Source organism: Pseudomonas fluorescens (assembly GCF_902497875.1).
Lineage (GTDB): Bacteria > Pseudomonadota > Gammaproteobacteria > Pseudomonadales > Pseudomonadaceae > Aquipseudomonas > Aquipseudomonas fluorescens_BR.
In genome coordinates, this window is record NZ_CABVHY010000061.1 from 1 (window position 1) to 15,581 (window position 15,581).

Annotated in this window: 12 protein-coding genes and 1 pseudogene; 5 read left to right on the forward strand and 8 right to left on the reverse strand. The window is 59.2% G+C overall.

Translation table 11 applies throughout. The features are described from left to right. Positions 1-3,709, forward strand: a 3,709-nt coding sequence (locus tag F8N85_RS32870) for an RHS repeat-associated core domain-containing protein (RefSeq protein WP_150807574.1), incomplete at its 5' end; no start/stop codon positions are given. Between the two features lie 55 nt (positions 3,710-3,764). Here the strand turns inward: F8N85_RS32870 and F8N85_RS32875 are convergent. Together F8N85_RS32875 and F8N85_RS32880 are read right to left on the reverse strand one after the other, a co-directional pair. Continuing rightward, complete coding sequence (locus F8N85_RS32875; protein WP_150807575.1) at positions 3,765-4,508, reverse strand: response regulator transcription factor; 744 nt, start codon at positions 4,506-4,508, stop codon at positions 3,765-3,767. 52 nt (positions 4,509-4,560) lie between these two features. Next, the gene (locus F8N85_RS32880; protein ID WP_318183232.1) at positions 4,561-4,866 is read right to left on the reverse strand and encodes a helix-turn-helix domain-containing protein; all 306 of its coding nucleotides are present in this window, start codon (positions 4,864-4,866) and stop codon (positions 4,561-4,563) included. A 559-nt stretch (positions 4,867-5,425) separates the two neighbouring features. Here F8N85_RS32880 and F8N85_RS35965 point away from each other — a divergent pair. From F8N85_RS35965 to F8N85_RS32890, 3 genes and pseudogenes are all read left to right on the forward strand, one after another. Then, positions 5,426-6,181: pseudogene (locus tag F8N85_RS35965) on the forward strand (MCP four helix bundle domain-containing protein); the annotation flags it as partial. Next, complete coding sequence (locus F8N85_RS35970) at positions 6,173-7,036, forward strand: methyl-accepting chemotaxis protein (protein ID WP_412072528.1); 864 nt, start codon at positions 6,173-6,175, stop codon at positions 7,034-7,036. The pseudogene F8N85_RS35965 and the gene F8N85_RS35970, both read left to right, overlap by 9 nt. Positions 7,037-7,077: 41 nt before the next feature. Further along, positions 7,078-8,265, forward strand: coding sequence for a pyridoxal phosphate-dependent aminotransferase (locus F8N85_RS32890; protein ID WP_150807577.1), 1,188 nt, complete (start codon positions 7,078-7,080; stop codon positions 8,263-8,265). A gap of 144 nt (positions 8,266-8,409) precedes the next feature. On the opposite strand, the gene F8N85_RS32895 is transcribed toward F8N85_RS32890, so the two are convergent. The 6 genes from F8N85_RS32895 to F8N85_RS32920 all read right to left on the reverse strand — a co-directional run bounded on the left by F8N85_RS32895 (position 8,410) and on the right by F8N85_RS32920 (position 14,794). Then, positions 8,410-9,387, reverse strand: a complete 978-nt coding sequence (locus tag F8N85_RS32895) for a 2-hydroxyacid dehydrogenase (protein WP_150807585.1) — start codon at positions 9,385-9,387, stop codon at positions 8,410-8,412. Positions 9,388-9,407: 20 nt separating this feature from the next. Further along, complete coding sequence (locus F8N85_RS32900) at positions 9,408-10,706, reverse strand: MFS transporter (RefSeq protein ID WP_150807578.1); 1,299 nt, start codon at positions 10,704-10,706, stop codon at positions 9,408-9,410. Between the two features lie 68 nt (positions 10,707-10,774). Next, positions 10,775-11,809 (reverse strand): sugar kinase, encoded by a 1,035-nt coding sequence (locus tag F8N85_RS32905; protein ID WP_150807579.1) that lies wholly within the window; start codon positions 11,807-11,809, stop codon positions 10,775-10,777. Next, positions 11,802-12,584: a sugar phosphate isomerase/epimerase family protein gene (locus F8N85_RS32910; protein WP_150807580.1), complete on the reverse strand. Its 783-nt coding sequence runs from the start codon at positions 12,582-12,584 to the stop codon at positions 11,802-11,804. The genes F8N85_RS32905 and F8N85_RS32910 overlap by 8 nt, the downstream gene beginning before the upstream one ends. Before the next feature lie 225 nt (positions 12,585-12,809). Next, a complete protein-coding gene (locus F8N85_RS32915) occupies positions 12,810-13,838 on the reverse strand; it encodes a LacI family DNA-binding transcriptional regulator (RefSeq protein WP_150807581.1) in 1,029 nt (342 codons plus the stop codon). A gap of 314 nt (positions 13,839-14,152) precedes the next feature. After that, the gene (locus tag F8N85_RS32920; protein WP_150807582.1) at positions 14,153-14,794 is read right to left on the reverse strand and encodes a DUF1345 domain-containing protein; all 642 of its coding nucleotides are present in this window, start codon (positions 14,792-14,794) and stop codon (positions 14,153-14,155) included. A 327-nt stretch (positions 14,795-15,121) separates the two neighbouring features. Here F8N85_RS32920 and F8N85_RS32925 point away from each other — a divergent pair. After that, on the forward strand, positions 15,122-15,581 hold a 460-nt coding region (locus F8N85_RS32925), incomplete at its 3' end, for an IS110 family transposase (protein WP_150807583.1).

Here is a 15,581-nt window from a genome sequence, read left to right on the forward strand (position 1 = left end):
CAACCTCTTCAAAGTCACCCACACCTATGCTTACGCCAGCACCGCGACGCTCATGGCCGACGGCAAGGAGGTCCGGCGGGTGGACCGCACGTTCAACCGGTTTCACCTGCTGACCGAAGAAAAAACCACCCAGGCGCATTGCGTCAAGCGGGTCTTGACCACCTATTACGCCAAGGATGAGCCGTTCGACAATCAGGTCCCACAGTACCAGCTGCCTACAGACATCCTGACCAGCTGGGAGATGGAAAACGATTCGACTCAATATCGCGCGGAGGAGACCAGCACCCAATTCGATGACCATGGCAACTTGATCGAAGAGGTCCAGGCCGACAAGATCAAGACCACCTACAGCTACTATTCCAAAGATGGCGAAGACGGCTGCCCGCCCGACCCCGAAGGTTTCGTGCGTAACCGAAAGGACACCACGGTCTACCCGTCACCGCTGGGCCAGGGTGACGCCCCGACCCTGCGCACCCGTTATCGCTACAGTGCGCTGGTGCCCTTGACGGCCAGTGGCCTGAAGGACTGGCTGGTGGTCGACAGCGAGACCCTGCTGCAGGTCGCTGGCAGCCATGAAACCGAGCTGCAACAGACACTGCGCAGTTACGTTGTCGAACCTGCAAATGCCTTCCTGCACGGACGCCCGCTGCAACAACGCGAGACCCTGAACGGCAAGACCACCACCACCGACTACCAATACAAGCCCGACAGCGTGCTGGCGGGTGAAACGGTGCTGCAGACCGTCGAAACCCTGAGCGGATTCGACCATGTTGCGGGCGTCAATGAAGTCCAGAAAGTGATCACCCGCGAGGATTCACGGGTCCATGGCCAACCGCTGCTTACCCATGACGACAATAATGTGACAATCCGCTACACCTACGACCTTCTGGAGCGGGTGACGAGCGAAACCGTGGCGCCCGGAGAAACAGAGTTCGAAGCCACGCGTTATTACGAGTACTACCTGACTTCCCTTGACGGCCAACAAGCCGAGCAAGTGGTCACTGATGTCAAGGAGGTGAAGACCCGCACAAGGTTCGACGGGCTCAACCGGCCGATCTACGAGGAACGCCAGAATGCCGATAGCCTTCTGCGCGCCAAGGATTACCGCCAGACCTACGCAGGTGTTTACGACGCACTGGGCAACCTGATCAAGGAAACCGACTACGACTGGGAGGACGAGAACCCGGTACCGCTGACCAGCCTTTTTGAATACGACGCCTGGGGCGCACAGCGTTCCGTGACCGGTCCGGATCGGGTCACGGTGTATGAAGAAACTGACCCGATCGGTACGCCGGAGTGGAGAGGCCCGATCCAGCGCAGTTGGCGACAAGGTGTTGACAAGAGGGCGAGGACCACTGGTGTGACTGAGACCTGGCTCAACCTGTTCGAAAAGCCGGCTCAGAGCAGGCGCTTCGAGAGCCGGGACCCTGGTGAAAAACCTGTCAGTCTGCATCAATACAGCTATGACGGACTTGGGCGTACCACGCAAGAAGTCGATGCTCGCGACGCCAAGACGCAGTACAGCTACGATGTTTTCGGGCGGATGCTCACCACCACCTTGCCGGGAGGCGCAGTGGTTCGACGCAGCTATGCCGAACACAGCCCCGAGGATTTGCCGACTGAAATCAGCGTCAACAACATCGTGCTTGGCAAACAATGGTTCGACGGACTGAACCGCATGACGCGGTCGATTACCGGCGGGCGCGAGCAAGTCTTCACCTATGAGCCCGGTCAGACCCAGCCGGCAACTGTTACCACCGCCAGCAAACAACTGATCAACTATGTTTACCAGCCGAAGCTGGGCGAAGAGCCTCTGCAGCGACGTTTGCCCAATAGCATCACTGCCGATTATGAGTACGACAAGAAAAACGCTCGCCTTATCAGCTGCAAGGAACAGGATCAGCAACTGGTTCGTCAGTACTTCAGCACCGGCGAGCTGAAAGCCGAGCAGCGAGTTCAGGGCGGTGAATCCTATAGCATGCACTATAGCTATAGCCGGCATGCTCGCTTGTTGAGCTACACCGATGTGCTCAAGCAGACCCAGTCTTACCACTACGATCTGGCCGGTCGACTGCAGCGTACCGAGTTAGGTACAACCACTTCGAGCTTCACCTACGATGGACTTAGCCAGACGGAGACGATTCACACCGAGGACAGCGTCAGTGGGCAAAGCGTGACGATTTCCCTGGAGTACGATGCGTTCGGGCGTGAAACCAAACGTACCTTCGACCTCGACGGTGTCGAGCAGCAGTTGACTCAGGTCTATAACGAAGTCGATGCACTGGTCCAGCGGACGTTGTACGAAGGCCAGACGCTACTGCGTGACGAGAAGTATGACTACGACCCCCGCGGTCGTCTGGTGATCTATGAGTGCGAGGGGATCCAGCGACCTGTAGACCCTTATGGCAAAGCCATTACCCAGCAGCTATTCAGATTCGATGCGCTGGACAACCTGACCCGGGTGATCACCACCACCACCGACGGTATTACCACCTATACCAACCAGGCCATCTATACCTTCGATACGACAGACCCGACGCAGCTGCTCAAAGTCACCAACACCGGCGACCCGACGTATCCCGCCGAGATCCTGCTGAGCTATGACGAAAACGGTAACCTGACCCGTGACGAAGAAAACCGCACCCTCGAATACGATGCCCTCAACCGGTTGATCAGCGTCAGTGGGCTGCCCGGCGAAACGCCCAGCGGTTTTGACTACGATGCGCTGGACAGGCTGGCCGGCCTCAACGACGGCGCAGAGCAACGCTTCTATCAGGACGGTGCACTGGCTACCCGGATTCAGGGTGCTCAACGCCACACATTTATGCGCGGCGAAGGAAACCTGCTCGCCGAGCAGCAGGAAGGTGCTGGCCCAAAGTCCCTGCTGCTGGCCAGTGACAACAAGAACACGGTGCTGCGCGAAATTGGCAGCGACGGGGCCAATGACATCGCTTATTCGGCGTACGGTTATCGCAGCGCGGAACAGCCGTTGAGTACTCATCTGGGTTACAACGGCCAGTTCCGGGAAACGCAGACCGGTTGCTATTTGCTGGGTAACGGCTATCGGGCTTACAACCCCTGGCTGATGAGGTTTTGCAGCCCGGACAGTTGGAGCCCGTTTGGGGAGGGCGGGTTGAATGCGTATACGTATTGTGGGGGCGAGCCGATAATGAATGCTGACGACAGCGGGCATATGTTTAACGTGGTTAAGAACCTGTTTAGTTCGCGGCCTAAAGTGCCTACCAAGCTTCCTGATCCACCGGCGACACCGAAGCCGCCAAATGCTTTCCGAGAGAAGATCGCCAATGACAACGAGAGGTGGGATGCAAGGGCGAGGGCCGAAACCAATCCACACAGCGGTACTCGGCAGGCCTCTGGCAGTTATTCGCCCGGGAATACAGGTATGCCGGGGGTAAAACAATCTGGGGGAGCTGGCATACAAACGAACAATGAGACGGACTCTTTTTATTCGAATAAAGCTAAAAAGGTGCTGGACAAAGCCGAAGAGCAATACTTAAAAACAATACAGAAGCTAGAGGCTTCACCACCCCTCCCTCCAACTGTTTCGTCCGAACAGTGGAAAAAAATGGATGTATTTGCCAGGGACGCACACGTGAGTAAAGGAGGACTTCTACCAAATGATGTGCAGGTTCAAAAGGTTAGACGCACCGCCCTTGACCGTAGTAAAAAATCCAAAAAAAGCAGTTGATGAAATGAAAAAGGGACGAAGAGTTAAACCGTTTGGAAATGCGTTTGTGGTGATTTCACGCGCATAACCCACTCAATCGCGCAAACTCCACCAACCCACTGTCATGGCCAAGTCCCAGCTTGTCCATGGCAGTGCGTTTTTGCCGGCTGATGGTTTTTTCGCTGCGGTTCAGTTGCGCGGCGATTTGCCTGCCGGACAGACCCTGCACAAACAGCCGCACCACTTCCAGTTCACGCTGCGAAAGGCTGACCTGCGGTTCATCGTTGGCTGTGTGAAAAAGAGCCTGGGCGTCGAGCAGGCTGGCGAAGGATGGGCTCAGGTAGGGGCGACCCCTGCTCACGGTGTGCAGCGCCTGCCTCAGCTCACTCAAGGTACTGTGCTTGTCGTACAAACCCCGGACGCCGTTATTGAGTAGCGCCTGCAACAAGGTCGGATTATGCAGCATGGTCATGACGATCAGCTGTACATGGCTGAAGTGCCTTTTGACGTAGCTCATCAACGCCAGGCCATCGGGAAAGCGTCCGTAGGGCATGGAGTAGTCGCATACCAGAATGTCACACGGGCAGCATTCCAGTCGCTGGATCAGCTCATCGGCGTTGTGCGCTTCGGCGACCACAGAAAATCGCGAGTTGGCCGGAAAGGTCAGGGCCATTCTTGCGCCCATCAGCACCACCGGGTGGTCGTCGGCGAGAATGATACGGGTAATCCCGCTACACCGCTGCGATGCTGACGCATCGCAGAAGGCGTTGGCATGGGGTTCGAGGGGGATGTTTCGGGGGGGCGTATGTCCCGGGTTCATGCAGTGTCTCTATTCAGGCTGATGGGTCGCCACACGCCACGGCCGGCCCGGTTCAAGGCAATTGGATCAAACCCCGCTCCAGCGCCTTGACCACGGCGGTCCAGCGCGAACTCACGCCGAATTTTCGGCGAATGTTGCAGAAGTGGTAGTTCACCCCGGCTTCGGTGCAGCGAACGATCTGGCCGATCTCCCAGGAGGACTTGCCAGCGGCGCTCCACTGCAAGACTTCTCTTTCCCTGGCCGTGAGAGTGATCGCTTTGGTTTGTTCGGGCTCCTGTGACTGGACACTGACCTGGGCTGGCGCTGACCGGACTGGGGCGGAGGCTGGGTTGGTACGGTACATAACGGGCTCTCCCATTTATCATCAATGATGGCGTGGGCACGGCAGAATCTTCCTACTTCATAGAGGCGTGGTTCATGCGGCCTGCCTTCAGACACCTGAGTCAGGGCTGTAGGCGCGGTCCAGTTATATCGCGAATTAACGAGCTTGGAACCTGTCAGAAATTACAGGTAGGCAACTTTATCGAGGGATTGTTGGTAAGGCTGTCAGCTATCGCAAATCTGGATGTAGGTGATTTCTACAGGACACGTCGGCGCCTCAGCTCGAAACATAACGTACTGATTAAACGAGTTTTTTTAATTTTTTCAGCGAGCGCCAAGAAGGAAAAAAGCGCTTTTCCAGATATTTGCCGCGCGGCGCTTCACACGTTCGCCGCGACTGCATCGCAGCAATCGATGAACGGCGCTCCAGTGCCCCTGAATAAAACCTCAAGCCCTGCCGATACAGCGGTAAGGCCGGCTTTGCATAACAAGAACGGCCCGGCACTTACAGGAGCAAACGCGCTCCTGATAGCCGATATGGCAAGGACGCTCGCAGCCCGACATCAACCGAGAGTCATCCCATGTCCCTACGAAATATGAATATTGCGCCACGAGCCTTCCTCGGTTTTGCCTTCATCGCTTTGCTGGTCATCGTCCTCGGGGTGTTTGCCGCTAACCGCATGACGGTCATTCGCCAGGCCTCGGTTGATCTGCAAAGCACGCAACTGCCCAGCATCGGGTTTCTGGGCAATATCACCGAGAACGTCCTGCGCATGCGCATTTTGTCATTCCGGGTGCTGGTCAACCGTGAACCAGCGGCTTTGCAGGAGGCTGAAACCCGTATTGGTGTGCTGTTGAGCAAGCTCAAGCAAGCGCAAGCCAGCTATGCGGCATTGCCCGCCAGTGACGAAGGCGCTGCCCTCTACAGGAGCTTTTCCGCGACGCTGGATAGCTACCTGCAGGCGCAAGTCGAGATGCTGGGGTTATCCCGTCAGAACAAAATCGAAGAGCTGCGCACCTTGATCAATACCCGGATCAAGGGCGGCACCGACAAAATGGGTGAGCAACTCAACCAGTTGGTGGCGCTCAATGGCGTCGATGCCGGCAAAGCTGCTGCTCAAGCAGGCGAACAATACCGTGGTGCCATCACGGGCATCATCGCCGTCTCGGTGATTGCCGCTTTGTTGACGGTGTTGCTGGCCTGGTTGCTGACCCGCAGTATCGTCGCACCGTTGAACAAAGCGCTCGCCGCTGCCCAAACCATTGCCGGTGGCAACCTGAGCAAACCGATCATCATCGACGGCAAGGATGAACCGGCGCGTCTGCTCAGTGCCTTGTCCACCATGCAGACTAATCTGCGACAAACCATCGAACAGATCGCCGGCTCCGCGACGCAACTCGGTTCGGCCGCTAAACAACTCAGCACGGTCACCGCAGAGGCTTCCCGTGGCCTGCAACAGCAGAACAACGAAATCGAACAAGCGGCGACCGCTGTCAACCAAATGACTGCGGCCGTAGAAGAAGTGGCGCGCAACGCCGTCTCCACTTCCGAGGCCTCCAATCAATCGAACCTGGCTGCTCGCGAAGGTCGCAACCGGGTGGTGGAAACCGTCGGCGCGATCCAGACCATGACCGTCGATGTACAAAACACCGCCGCCATGATCGAAGGCCTGGCGGTGCAGGGGCGTGATATCGGCAAGGTACTGGACGTGATCCGGGCGATTGCCGAGCAGACCAACCTGCTGGCCCTCAATGCGGCGATTGAAGCGGCGCGTGCCGGTGAAGCCGGTCGTGGTTTTGCGGTGGTGGCCGATGAAGTCCGCGCCCTGGCTCATCGCACGGCGCAATCGACCCAGGAAATCGAAAAAATGGTCGCCGGCATCCAGAACGGTACCGGCCAGGCGGTGGAGTCCATGCAGCAAAGCAATCAACGTACCCAAAGTACCCTGGAGATGGCCCGTGCCGCCGGGGTTGCCCTGGAGCAGATCACCCAGTCGATCCAGCTGATCAACGAGCGCAACCTGGTGATCGCCAGCGCCTCGGCGGAACAGGCGCAAGTCTCACGCGAAGTGGACCGCAACCTGGTGAACATTCGTGACCTGGCCAGCCAGTCATCGACCGGTGCCAACCAGACCAGCGCGGCCAGCCATGAGCTGTCGCGCCTGGCTGTGGATTTGAACGCAATGGTGGCGCGTTTCGTGATTTAAGTTAGGGTTCAGCCATGGAATTCGCGCAACAGGAGAGCTACATGCGCTATTCAGCCTTGACCCAACGAATTGCCGGCGACGGCGCCGCGGCCTGGCAGATTCACGACCGGGCACTGGAGTTGATCGAACAGGGCGTCGACGTGTTATTGCTGTCGATCGGCGACCCGGATTTCGACACCCCGAAACCGATTGTTCAGGCCGCGATCGACAGCCTGTTGGCCGGCGATACCCATTACTCGCAGGTGCGTGGCAACCGCTCGCTGCGCACCAGCATTGCCCGGCGCCATAGCCGACGCAGCGGTCAAGCAGTCGATGGGGATCACGTGGTGGTCATGCCCGGCGCGCAATGCGCGGTGTATACCGTGGTGCAATGCCTGCTCGATCCGGGCGACGAGGTGATAGTCGCGGAGCCCATGTACGTGACCTACGAAGGGGTGTTTGGCGCCTGCGGGGCCAAGGTGGTGCCAGTGGCGGTGTCTTCGCAGAATGGCTTTCGGGTGGATCCGGCCGACGTTGCCGCGCTGATCACCCCAAGGACCCGAGCGATGCTGCTCAACAGCCCGAACAATCCCTCCGGTGCCAGTTTGTCGTTGCCGATCTGGCAGGCGCTGGCGCAGCTGTGCATCGCCCATGATCTGTGGCTGATCAGCGATGAGGTGTACAGCGAGCTGTTGTTTGAGGGCGAGCACATCAGCCCGGCGAGTTTGCCGGGCATGGCTGAGCGCACGGCGACCCTTAACAGCCTGTCCAAGTCCCATGCCATGAGCGGCTGGCGGGTAGGGTGGGTGATCGGTCCCAAGCCACTGACCGAACACTTGATCCATCTGTCGCTGTGCATGTTGTTCGGCCTGCCGGATTTCGTACAGAAGGCCGCTGAAGTCGCCCTGGATGCCGATTTGCCGGAACTTGCACAGATGCGCGAGGCGTATCGTCAGCGTCGGGACCTGGTGTGTGCCCAGCTCGATGATTGCCCGGGCCTCACTGCGGTGAAACCTGATGGCGGTATGTTCGTCATGGTCGATGTACGTCAAACCGGTCTTGGCGCACAGGCCTTTGCCGAGCGTCTGCTGGAGGGGTATGGCGTGTCGGTACTAGCCGGCGAGGCGTTCGGGCCGAGTGCGGCGGGGCATATCCGGATTGGGTTGGTGGTGGATCAGCAGAAACTGGCGGACGCGTGTCAGCGGATTGCGTTGTGTGCCGCAGACTTGCTGGAAGCGCGCGGAGCCTAAAGGATTTGCGTTGGTTTTGATGGCCTCATCGCGAGCAAGCTCGCTCCCACAGGGATCTGCTTTGGCCACAAAATGTGTGTACGCCGCAGATCAAAGGTGGGAGCGAGCTTGCTCGCGATGGCCATCTAACAAATACTGAATGCCTTAACCCTTCCACGCTCGAACATTCACCAGATTCGCCGGCCGCTCACCCGCCAGCGCCGCCAACAGATTTTCCACCGCACACCTGGCCATCGCCTCCCGTGTCTCATGGGTCGCCGACCCTATGTGCGGCGTCGCCACCACATTGCTCAACTGCAGCAGCGGCGAATCATGCGCCAGCGGTTCGCGCTCGAACACATCCAGACCCGCCGCGCGAATCTGCCCCGTACGTAACGCCTCGATCAGTGCCGCCTCATCTACCACCTTGCCCCGGGAAATATTGATGAAGATGGTCTCGGGACGCATCAGGGCGAACTGATCGGCGCCAATCAGCCCTTCGGTTTCAGCGGTCAGCGGCAAGGTCAGGCAAACGAAATCGGCCTGCTGCAACAGCGCCGGCAGGCTTCGGTATTGCGCATTGAATCGTCGTTCTACCGTCGGTTTCGGCGAGTGACTGTGATAGATCACCGGCATGCCGAAACCGAAATGCCCGCGCTGGGCCAACGCTTCGCCGATCCGCCCCATGCCAATGATGCCCAGGGTTTTGCCGTGCACATCGCTGCCGAAATGCGCAGGGCCGATGTTGCGGTTCCACTGACCGGCGCGAACCATGTTCGCCAGTTCCACTACGCGGCGGGCACTCGCCAGGATCAGTGCGAAACCGGTGTCGGCGGTGGTTTCGGTGAGTACGTCCGGGGTATTGCTGAGCAGTATTCGCCTTTCGGTCAGGTAGTCGATGTCGTAGTTGTCGACCCCCACAGAGACGCTGGCGATGGCTTCCAGGTTGGGCGCCAGATCGAGCAACCCGGCGTCCAGTTTCAGGCTGGCACCGAGCAAACCATGGGCACGGGGCAGTGCGTCGCGCAGCCTGGTCAGGCCCTCGGCATTGAGGTTGTCGATCAGCGTCACCTCGGCTTGCTCGTGAAGGCGGGCCATCAGCTGTGGCGAGAGTTTCTTGTACAGAACAACCTGCTTTTTCATCGTCGTCATCTCAACTTCAATCAGGAATGGGCGGCGGCGGGGCGATTTAGCGCGACCGGGGGGCGCTGCCGATCACTGGCCCCAGGCTTGAGGCAAATCGTCAACACCACCGAGAGCAGCAACGCGCCGCTCATCAACAGGTACGACGCACCGGGAGAACCGGTGGAGCTGTTCAGGTAGCCGACCAGATAGGAACCGCCAAACGAACCGAGCGCGCCCATGCTGTTGATCAACGCCATGGCGCCGCCCGCCACGTTTGCCGGCAGAATTTCCGGGACAATGGCGAAAAACGGTCCGTAAGGCGCATACATGCAAGCCCCGGCGATCACCAGCAAGGTGTAGGACCACCAGAAATGCTCGGCGCCCAAGGCGTAGGAGCCGTAGAACGCGATGGAGGCGATCAGCAACGGTGGCCAGACAAAACGTTTACGTTTCTGCATTTTGTCCGAACCCCAGGACACCAGCAGCATGCCGATCACCGCGGCCAGGTACGGCAGCGCCGAGAGCCAGCCGGCTTCGACCATATCCATTTGTGCGCCGGCCTTGAGGATCGACGGCAGCCACAACACGAAGCCGTAGACGCCAATACTCCAGCAGAAAAACTGCAGGGCGAGGATGATCACTTTCGGCGAGCGGAAAGCTTCTGCATAGTTCTTCACAGCTTTGATGCCGACCTGTTCGGCGGCCAGGGCGCTTTCCAGATCCAGCTTTTCGGTCTCGCTCAGCCATTTCGCCTCGGCCGGACGATCATCGGCCAGGCGCCACCAGATAAACGCCCAGAGCACCGCCGGCAAACCTTCGATGATGAACATCCAGCGCCAGCTGTAGTGCTGCACCAGATAACCGGAGACCACCGACATCCAGAGCATGGTCACCGGGTTGCCGAGGATCAGGAAGGTGTTGGCCCGCGAGCGTTCGGCACGGGTGAACCAGTGGCACAGGTACACCAGCATCGCCGGCATCACCGCGGCTTCGACCACCCCGAGCAGGAAGCGGATGACGATCAACCAGTAGGCGTTGGAGACGACCCCGGTCAGGGTCGCCAGGCTGCCCCAGAGAATCAGGCTGACGAAGATCAGCTTCTTCATGCTGTTTTTCTGCGCGTAGATCGCGCCCGGTATCTGGAAGAAAAAGTAACCGAGGAAGAACAGCGCGCCGAGCAACGATGACATCCCCGGCGTAATCATCAGGTCGGCGGCCATCCCGGAGGCGGCGGCGAAGCCATAATTGGCCCGGTCCAGATACGCCAGGCTATAGGTGATGAACACGATGGGCATGATGTACCACCAGCGGCGGGTGGCGAGTTTGGGCGTTTGCATGATGGTGCTCCTGAGCTTGTTGTTTTTGTCGCAGCAGGTTTTCAATTTTTGCAGTGGCTGGGAGGGCCTCATCGCGAGCAAGCTCGCTCCCACATGGAATTTGTGTCTGACGCAGATCCCCTGTGGGAGCGACGGTGCGGCGATCCGACCTGCTCGCGATCGGCGGTATTGAATTCGGCCGATAACTCAAGCCTGGTCGGCAACCCCTCCATATCCCCACGGCTCTGCACCGCGCGGCTGCCAATCCAGTTGGCGCGTTGCACTGCGTCGCTGAAGCTGTGGTTCTCCAGCAGTGCGCTGATCATGCCCACCGCAAAACCATCACCGGCACCCACGGTATCGATCACCTGTGCCACCGGCACCGCGGCGACAAAACCCTGGTCCAGATGGGTCCGGTAATACGCGCCGTGAGCACCGAGCTTGATCGCCACGGCTTCGGCGCCCTGGTCCAGATAGAATGCGGCGATGTCGGCCGGGTCTTCGAAACCGGTGAGCAAGCGACCTTCACTCAACCCCGGCAAGACCCAATGGGCAAGGGCGGCCAGCTGGTTGATTTCAGTGATCATCTGTTGTTCGCTGGCCCACAAGGCCGGACGCAGATTGGGATCGAACGACACGCTACGCCCGGCGGCGCGCATCTGCGTCATCAGCTCATGGGACAGCTCGCGGGCCGTGGCCGACAGCGCCGGTGGAATGCCGGTCGCATGCAGGTGCCGGGCTTGCAGCAACTGCGGGTGGATGCCTTCGATCGACAGATGACTGGCGGCCGAACCCCGGCGGAAGTATTCCACCTGGGGATCGGCGCCAGTCTCTTCGCGGGACTTGAATTGAAAGCCGGTCGGGTGCAGCGGATCGACCTGGACATGGGAGCAGTCCAGACCTTCGCCTTGCAGCGTATCGAGCACAAAGCGCCCCAGGGAGTCGGCGCCGACCCGGCTCAGCCAGGCCACCTTGAAGCCCAGTCGTGACAGGCCGATGGCAACGTTACTGTCGGCCCCGGCGATGCGTTTGTGAAAGTTCTGGACCTGCGCCAGGTCGCCGGTTTGCTCGGCGACGAACATGGCCATGGTTTCGCCGAACGACAGGATATCGATCTCAGACATGGGCGCTCTCCCGTTGTGTCTGCCCCAGTCGGCCGAGGACGGCAACGTGCTTGGTGGTCAATTGCAGCAGATCATCGCCTTGCAGCGGATATTCCACCGCCCGGGCAATGCCTTGGGTCATATGGCCCAGCAGTTGTTCCCACAGATGCAGGTCGCCGGGGGCGGGTGGTATGGCCACCAACTTGCTGTCGTCCCTGCGGGTGACTGCCTTGCAATGCACGTAACCGACATGCCGGCCGAGCAGACGCGCGGCGGTGGTGGCCGATTGGTCCTGCCAGTGCCAGTTGCCGATATCGAAGGTCATCTGCACCGGAAGCGTGTGGTGCTCGATCCGCGCAAAGAATCGCTGGAACGGCTCGATGCGTCCGCCGTGCAAGGTCTGGTCGTTTTCCACCAACAACTGCACCGGGTGCTGCGCCAGGCAGGCGGCGAGGCTCTGCAGGTCGCTGGTATCGGTGAAGTGACCGAGGGACACTTTCAACCATTTCGCACCAAAGGACCGGGCCCGTTTCAGGGTCGCCGCCAGTAGCGGATCAGGTTGCGCCTGACCGGCCACCCAAAGCTCCAGCGGTGAAGAAAACACCGCTTCAAGTCCATGTTGCTCGATGGCTCGGGTCAGCTCTCGCGGGTCTTCGGTGGTGAGTAACTCTTCACGCCACTCAATGCGCCGAGCCCCGGCCTTGGCCAACACCTCGACGAATGCCAGTTGCCCGCGCTGGCGAACCAGATCGGCGCCGTAGCTGGAAAGGCTGATGGAGACAGGTGATTTTTTCATTGTTATTTACCTCTGAAACCGGTTTCATTTTTGTTCAAAAAAATTTGAGCGGCTGCTTGCGTTGTTTGTGAGGGCCTCTTCGCGGGCAAATTGGATCGCCTCACCGCCGCTACAGGATCAGCGCGGTCCGTGTGGGAGCGAGCTTGCTCGCGATGGCCTCAAGGGCGGCGCGTTTATTCAGAAAACACGCGTTATCGTTAACGTCCATCGCGAGCAAGCTCGCTCCTACAGGTTCGGAGCCTTTCGCGTCGACCCCCGGACTATTAACTGCGCCGGATAATCCAGCGTCCGCACCGGCCCATCATCGCCACGCAAGCGCTTGAGCAGACAATCAAACGCGCTGGCGCCAATGGCCTCGGTCGGCTGGGCGAGGGCGGTGATGCCGCTGCCTACCAGCGGGTACCAATCCAGATCATCCAGGGCGATCAAGCCAATGTCCTCGAACAGTTGGCAACCCAGCTCGCGCAGTGCACGGGTCGCCGCCAGCGCGGCAATGCCATTGGCGCAGAACAGGGCTTTCGGGCCGGGGCCGGGCGTGTCGAGAAAAGCGTGCAGGCGCGTCGCCAGCTCGGCACCGGTCTCGACCACCGCACCGAGCAGGGCCGGACGTTGAGCGATTTGGGACGTGAAGCTGCTGACCCGTTCGATCCGCGAGCTGGTGCCGTCATAGGGTTCGCTGACCATCAGCACGTCGCGATAGCCTTGCTCTTCAAGGTGCGCCAGGGCGGTGTGGACCGCGGCGGGGTTATCCAGGCCGACCAGGTCGCTGTGCAACTGCTCGACCTTGCGATCCACCAGCACCATGGGCATTTCCTGGTGCAGTTCGCGCAATTGCTCCGGATGGTGCCCGAGGGTATTCACGATCAAACCTTCGATGTTGTACGAGCGCAGCGCCGCCAGATGCTGGCGCTCCTGCTCGTCATCGCGGTTGGTGTTGCACACCACCAGGCTGTAGCCGTGCTGACGGCAGGCGGTTTCCACGCCATGCATCACGGCAATCGAATAAGGGTTGCGGATATCGGCCACCAGCATGCCGATCAGACGGGTGCGCCCGCGTTTCAGGCCGCGGGCCATCTGGTTCGGGCGATAGCCCAACTCGCTGATTGCCTGTTCGATGCGCAAGGCAATGGCATCGGAGAGCAGGGCGCGGTCCTCGCCGATGAATCGCGAGACGCTGGCCTTGGAGACCTTGGCGTGTTCGGCGACATCGAGCATGGTCACGCGGCTGCGTTGAGCGGCGGAAAAACTGTTCACGGGGCACGACCTTGTTATTGGATTTATTGGGAAGCAGCGGTTGTGAGATTTCGCTGAAACCGGTTTCAGAAGACACCAAAAGCCAATAGGTCGTCAAGAGGGGTGAATGAAAGAAAATTGTCAGCCGTCCAAATCCTGTGGCGAGGGAGCTTGCTCCCGCTGGGTTGCGTAGCGACCCCAAAACCAGCCGCCGCGATGTTTCAGGTAAACCGCGTCTACCGATTTACGACCGCTTCGCGGCCGAGCGGGAGCAAGCTCCCTCGCCACCAGTGATCACCCAAGAAGTCGGCGCTGACTGTCGACCTTGAGGGTGCTCATCCAAAGAGCCCCGCCGCGATATTGATCGAAAACCCCAATATCGCCGTATTGAACACAAACCCGATCAACGACTGCGCCAGCACAATCTTGCGCAGCCCCCGGGTGGCGACCCCGACATCCGCGGTTTGCACCGCGACGCCGATGGTGAAGGAGAAATACAGGAAGTCCCAATAGTCGGGATTCAACTCACCGTCGGCAAAACGCAACGCCGGCGCCTTGCCGTCCCAGGTGTAATACAGCCTGGCGTAATGCACGCTGAAAATCACCCCGGTCAGCAGCCACGAGCCGATCACGGTCAAACCGGTGAACCCGTAGCCCAAGAGTTTGTGCCGAGTGTCCAGGTCTGGGCTGCCGGCCAGTTCCAAGGTAATGGCGGCGAGGCTGGCAATCGCTGCGATGCAGACCGTTAACAACACTAGCCCGGCATTTTCGTCTTCGACCTCTGCAATCCGTTTAACATCAGCGGCTTGCGATCGAAATGTCAACCAGAACATCAGCATCAGATAGGTCCAGACGCCGACATTCCAGCCAATGAGGATTTTGCTGATAACCGAATCGGCTGGAGCCAGAATGCCGACCGCCAGGCCCAGCAAGGCAGCGGCGGACAGGCGCGGGTGGGTGCGGGCGAGGTGCGGCATGGGGGCTCATTGTGATGGGGCCTTAGAGCACCATAGCGCAGCTCGTTCCATTGCGCCGAGTTTGAAAAGATCGCAGCCTGCGGCAGCTCCTTGTATCTCGACTATCGCTCCGCCAGGAGCGATAGTTCTCGACTGATCATCGAGGGAGGGATCTGGAAGCCGTGCAGCTCCTTAGGCCTAGAGCCTGCGACGTAGATCGTGCTCCAACCCTCCACACTCACTCGTATAGTTCGAACGGTATCTTGGGCCCGTCTCTGGCGAGAGCCCGCATTCGCAAGGTTGGACAGAGTGCAGTGATGATCACAATTGATCCAATTGGAGACGATCATGTCCGATTATGTTGGCGTCGACGCCGCTAAACACACCTTTGACATCGCCAAATACCTGCCTAACGGCAAACATAAAACCAAAGCCAAGCTGGCCAATGCAATCAAGGGGTTCGAGGAGTTCCACGCCTGGCTGCAGAAGCATGTCGAGCCTTCAGCCTTGATCGTGATGGAGGCCACCGGCATCTACCATGAAGCGCTGGCCGAGTTCTTGTACAACAAGGGCTATCGGGTCTGCGTCGTCAATCCTGCACAGACCAAGGCCCATGCCAAGAGTGATTTGCAACGGGTCAAAACAGACAAGACCGACGCTAAGTTGATCGCCGATTTCGCCAAGGAAAAGCATGAAAAGCTAAGGCTGTGGGAGCCGGAGCCGCTGAAGTATCGACAGGTGAAGGCCATGGTTCGTCGCCTGAATGACCTTCAGGAAATGCTGCAGATGGAACGTAATCGTCTGGATG

Excerpts from the sequence above, each read along its gene's own strand:
- F8N85_RS32880 (WP_318183232.1), bottom strand. The coding sequence starts at position 4,866 with ATGGGAGAGCCCGTTATGTACCGTACCAACCCAGCCTCCGCCCCAGTC.
- F8N85_RS32890 (WP_150807577.1), top strand. The coding sequence starts at position 7,078 with ATGCGCTATTCAGCCTTGACCCAACGAATTGCCGGCGACGGCGCCGCG.
- F8N85_RS32875 (WP_150807575.1), bottom strand. The coding sequence starts at position 4,508 with ATGAACCCGGGACATACGCCCCCCCGAAACATCCCCCTCGAACCCCAT.
- F8N85_RS32905 (WP_150807579.1), bottom strand. The coding sequence starts at position 11,809 with ATGTCTGAGATCGATATCCTGTCGTTCGGCGAAACCATGGCCATGTTC.
- F8N85_RS32920 (WP_150807582.1), bottom strand. The coding sequence starts at position 14,794 with ATGCCGCACCTCGCCCGCACCCACCCGCGCCTGTCCGCCGCTGCCTTG.
- F8N85_RS32895 (WP_150807585.1), bottom strand. The coding sequence starts at position 9,387 with ATGAAAAAGCAGGTTGTTCTGTACAAGAAACTCTCGCCACAGCTGATG.
- F8N85_RS32900 (WP_150807578.1), bottom strand. The coding sequence starts at position 10,706 with ATGCAAACGCCCAAACTCGCCACCCGCCGCTGGTGGTACATCATGCCC.
- F8N85_RS32910 (WP_150807580.1), bottom strand. The coding sequence starts at position 12,584 with ATGAAAAAATCACCTGTCTCCATCAGCCTTTCCAGCTACGGCGCCGAT.
- F8N85_RS35970 (WP_412072528.1), top strand. The coding sequence starts at position 6,173 with ATGCAGACTAATCTGCGACAAACCATCGAACAGATCGCCGGCTCCGCG.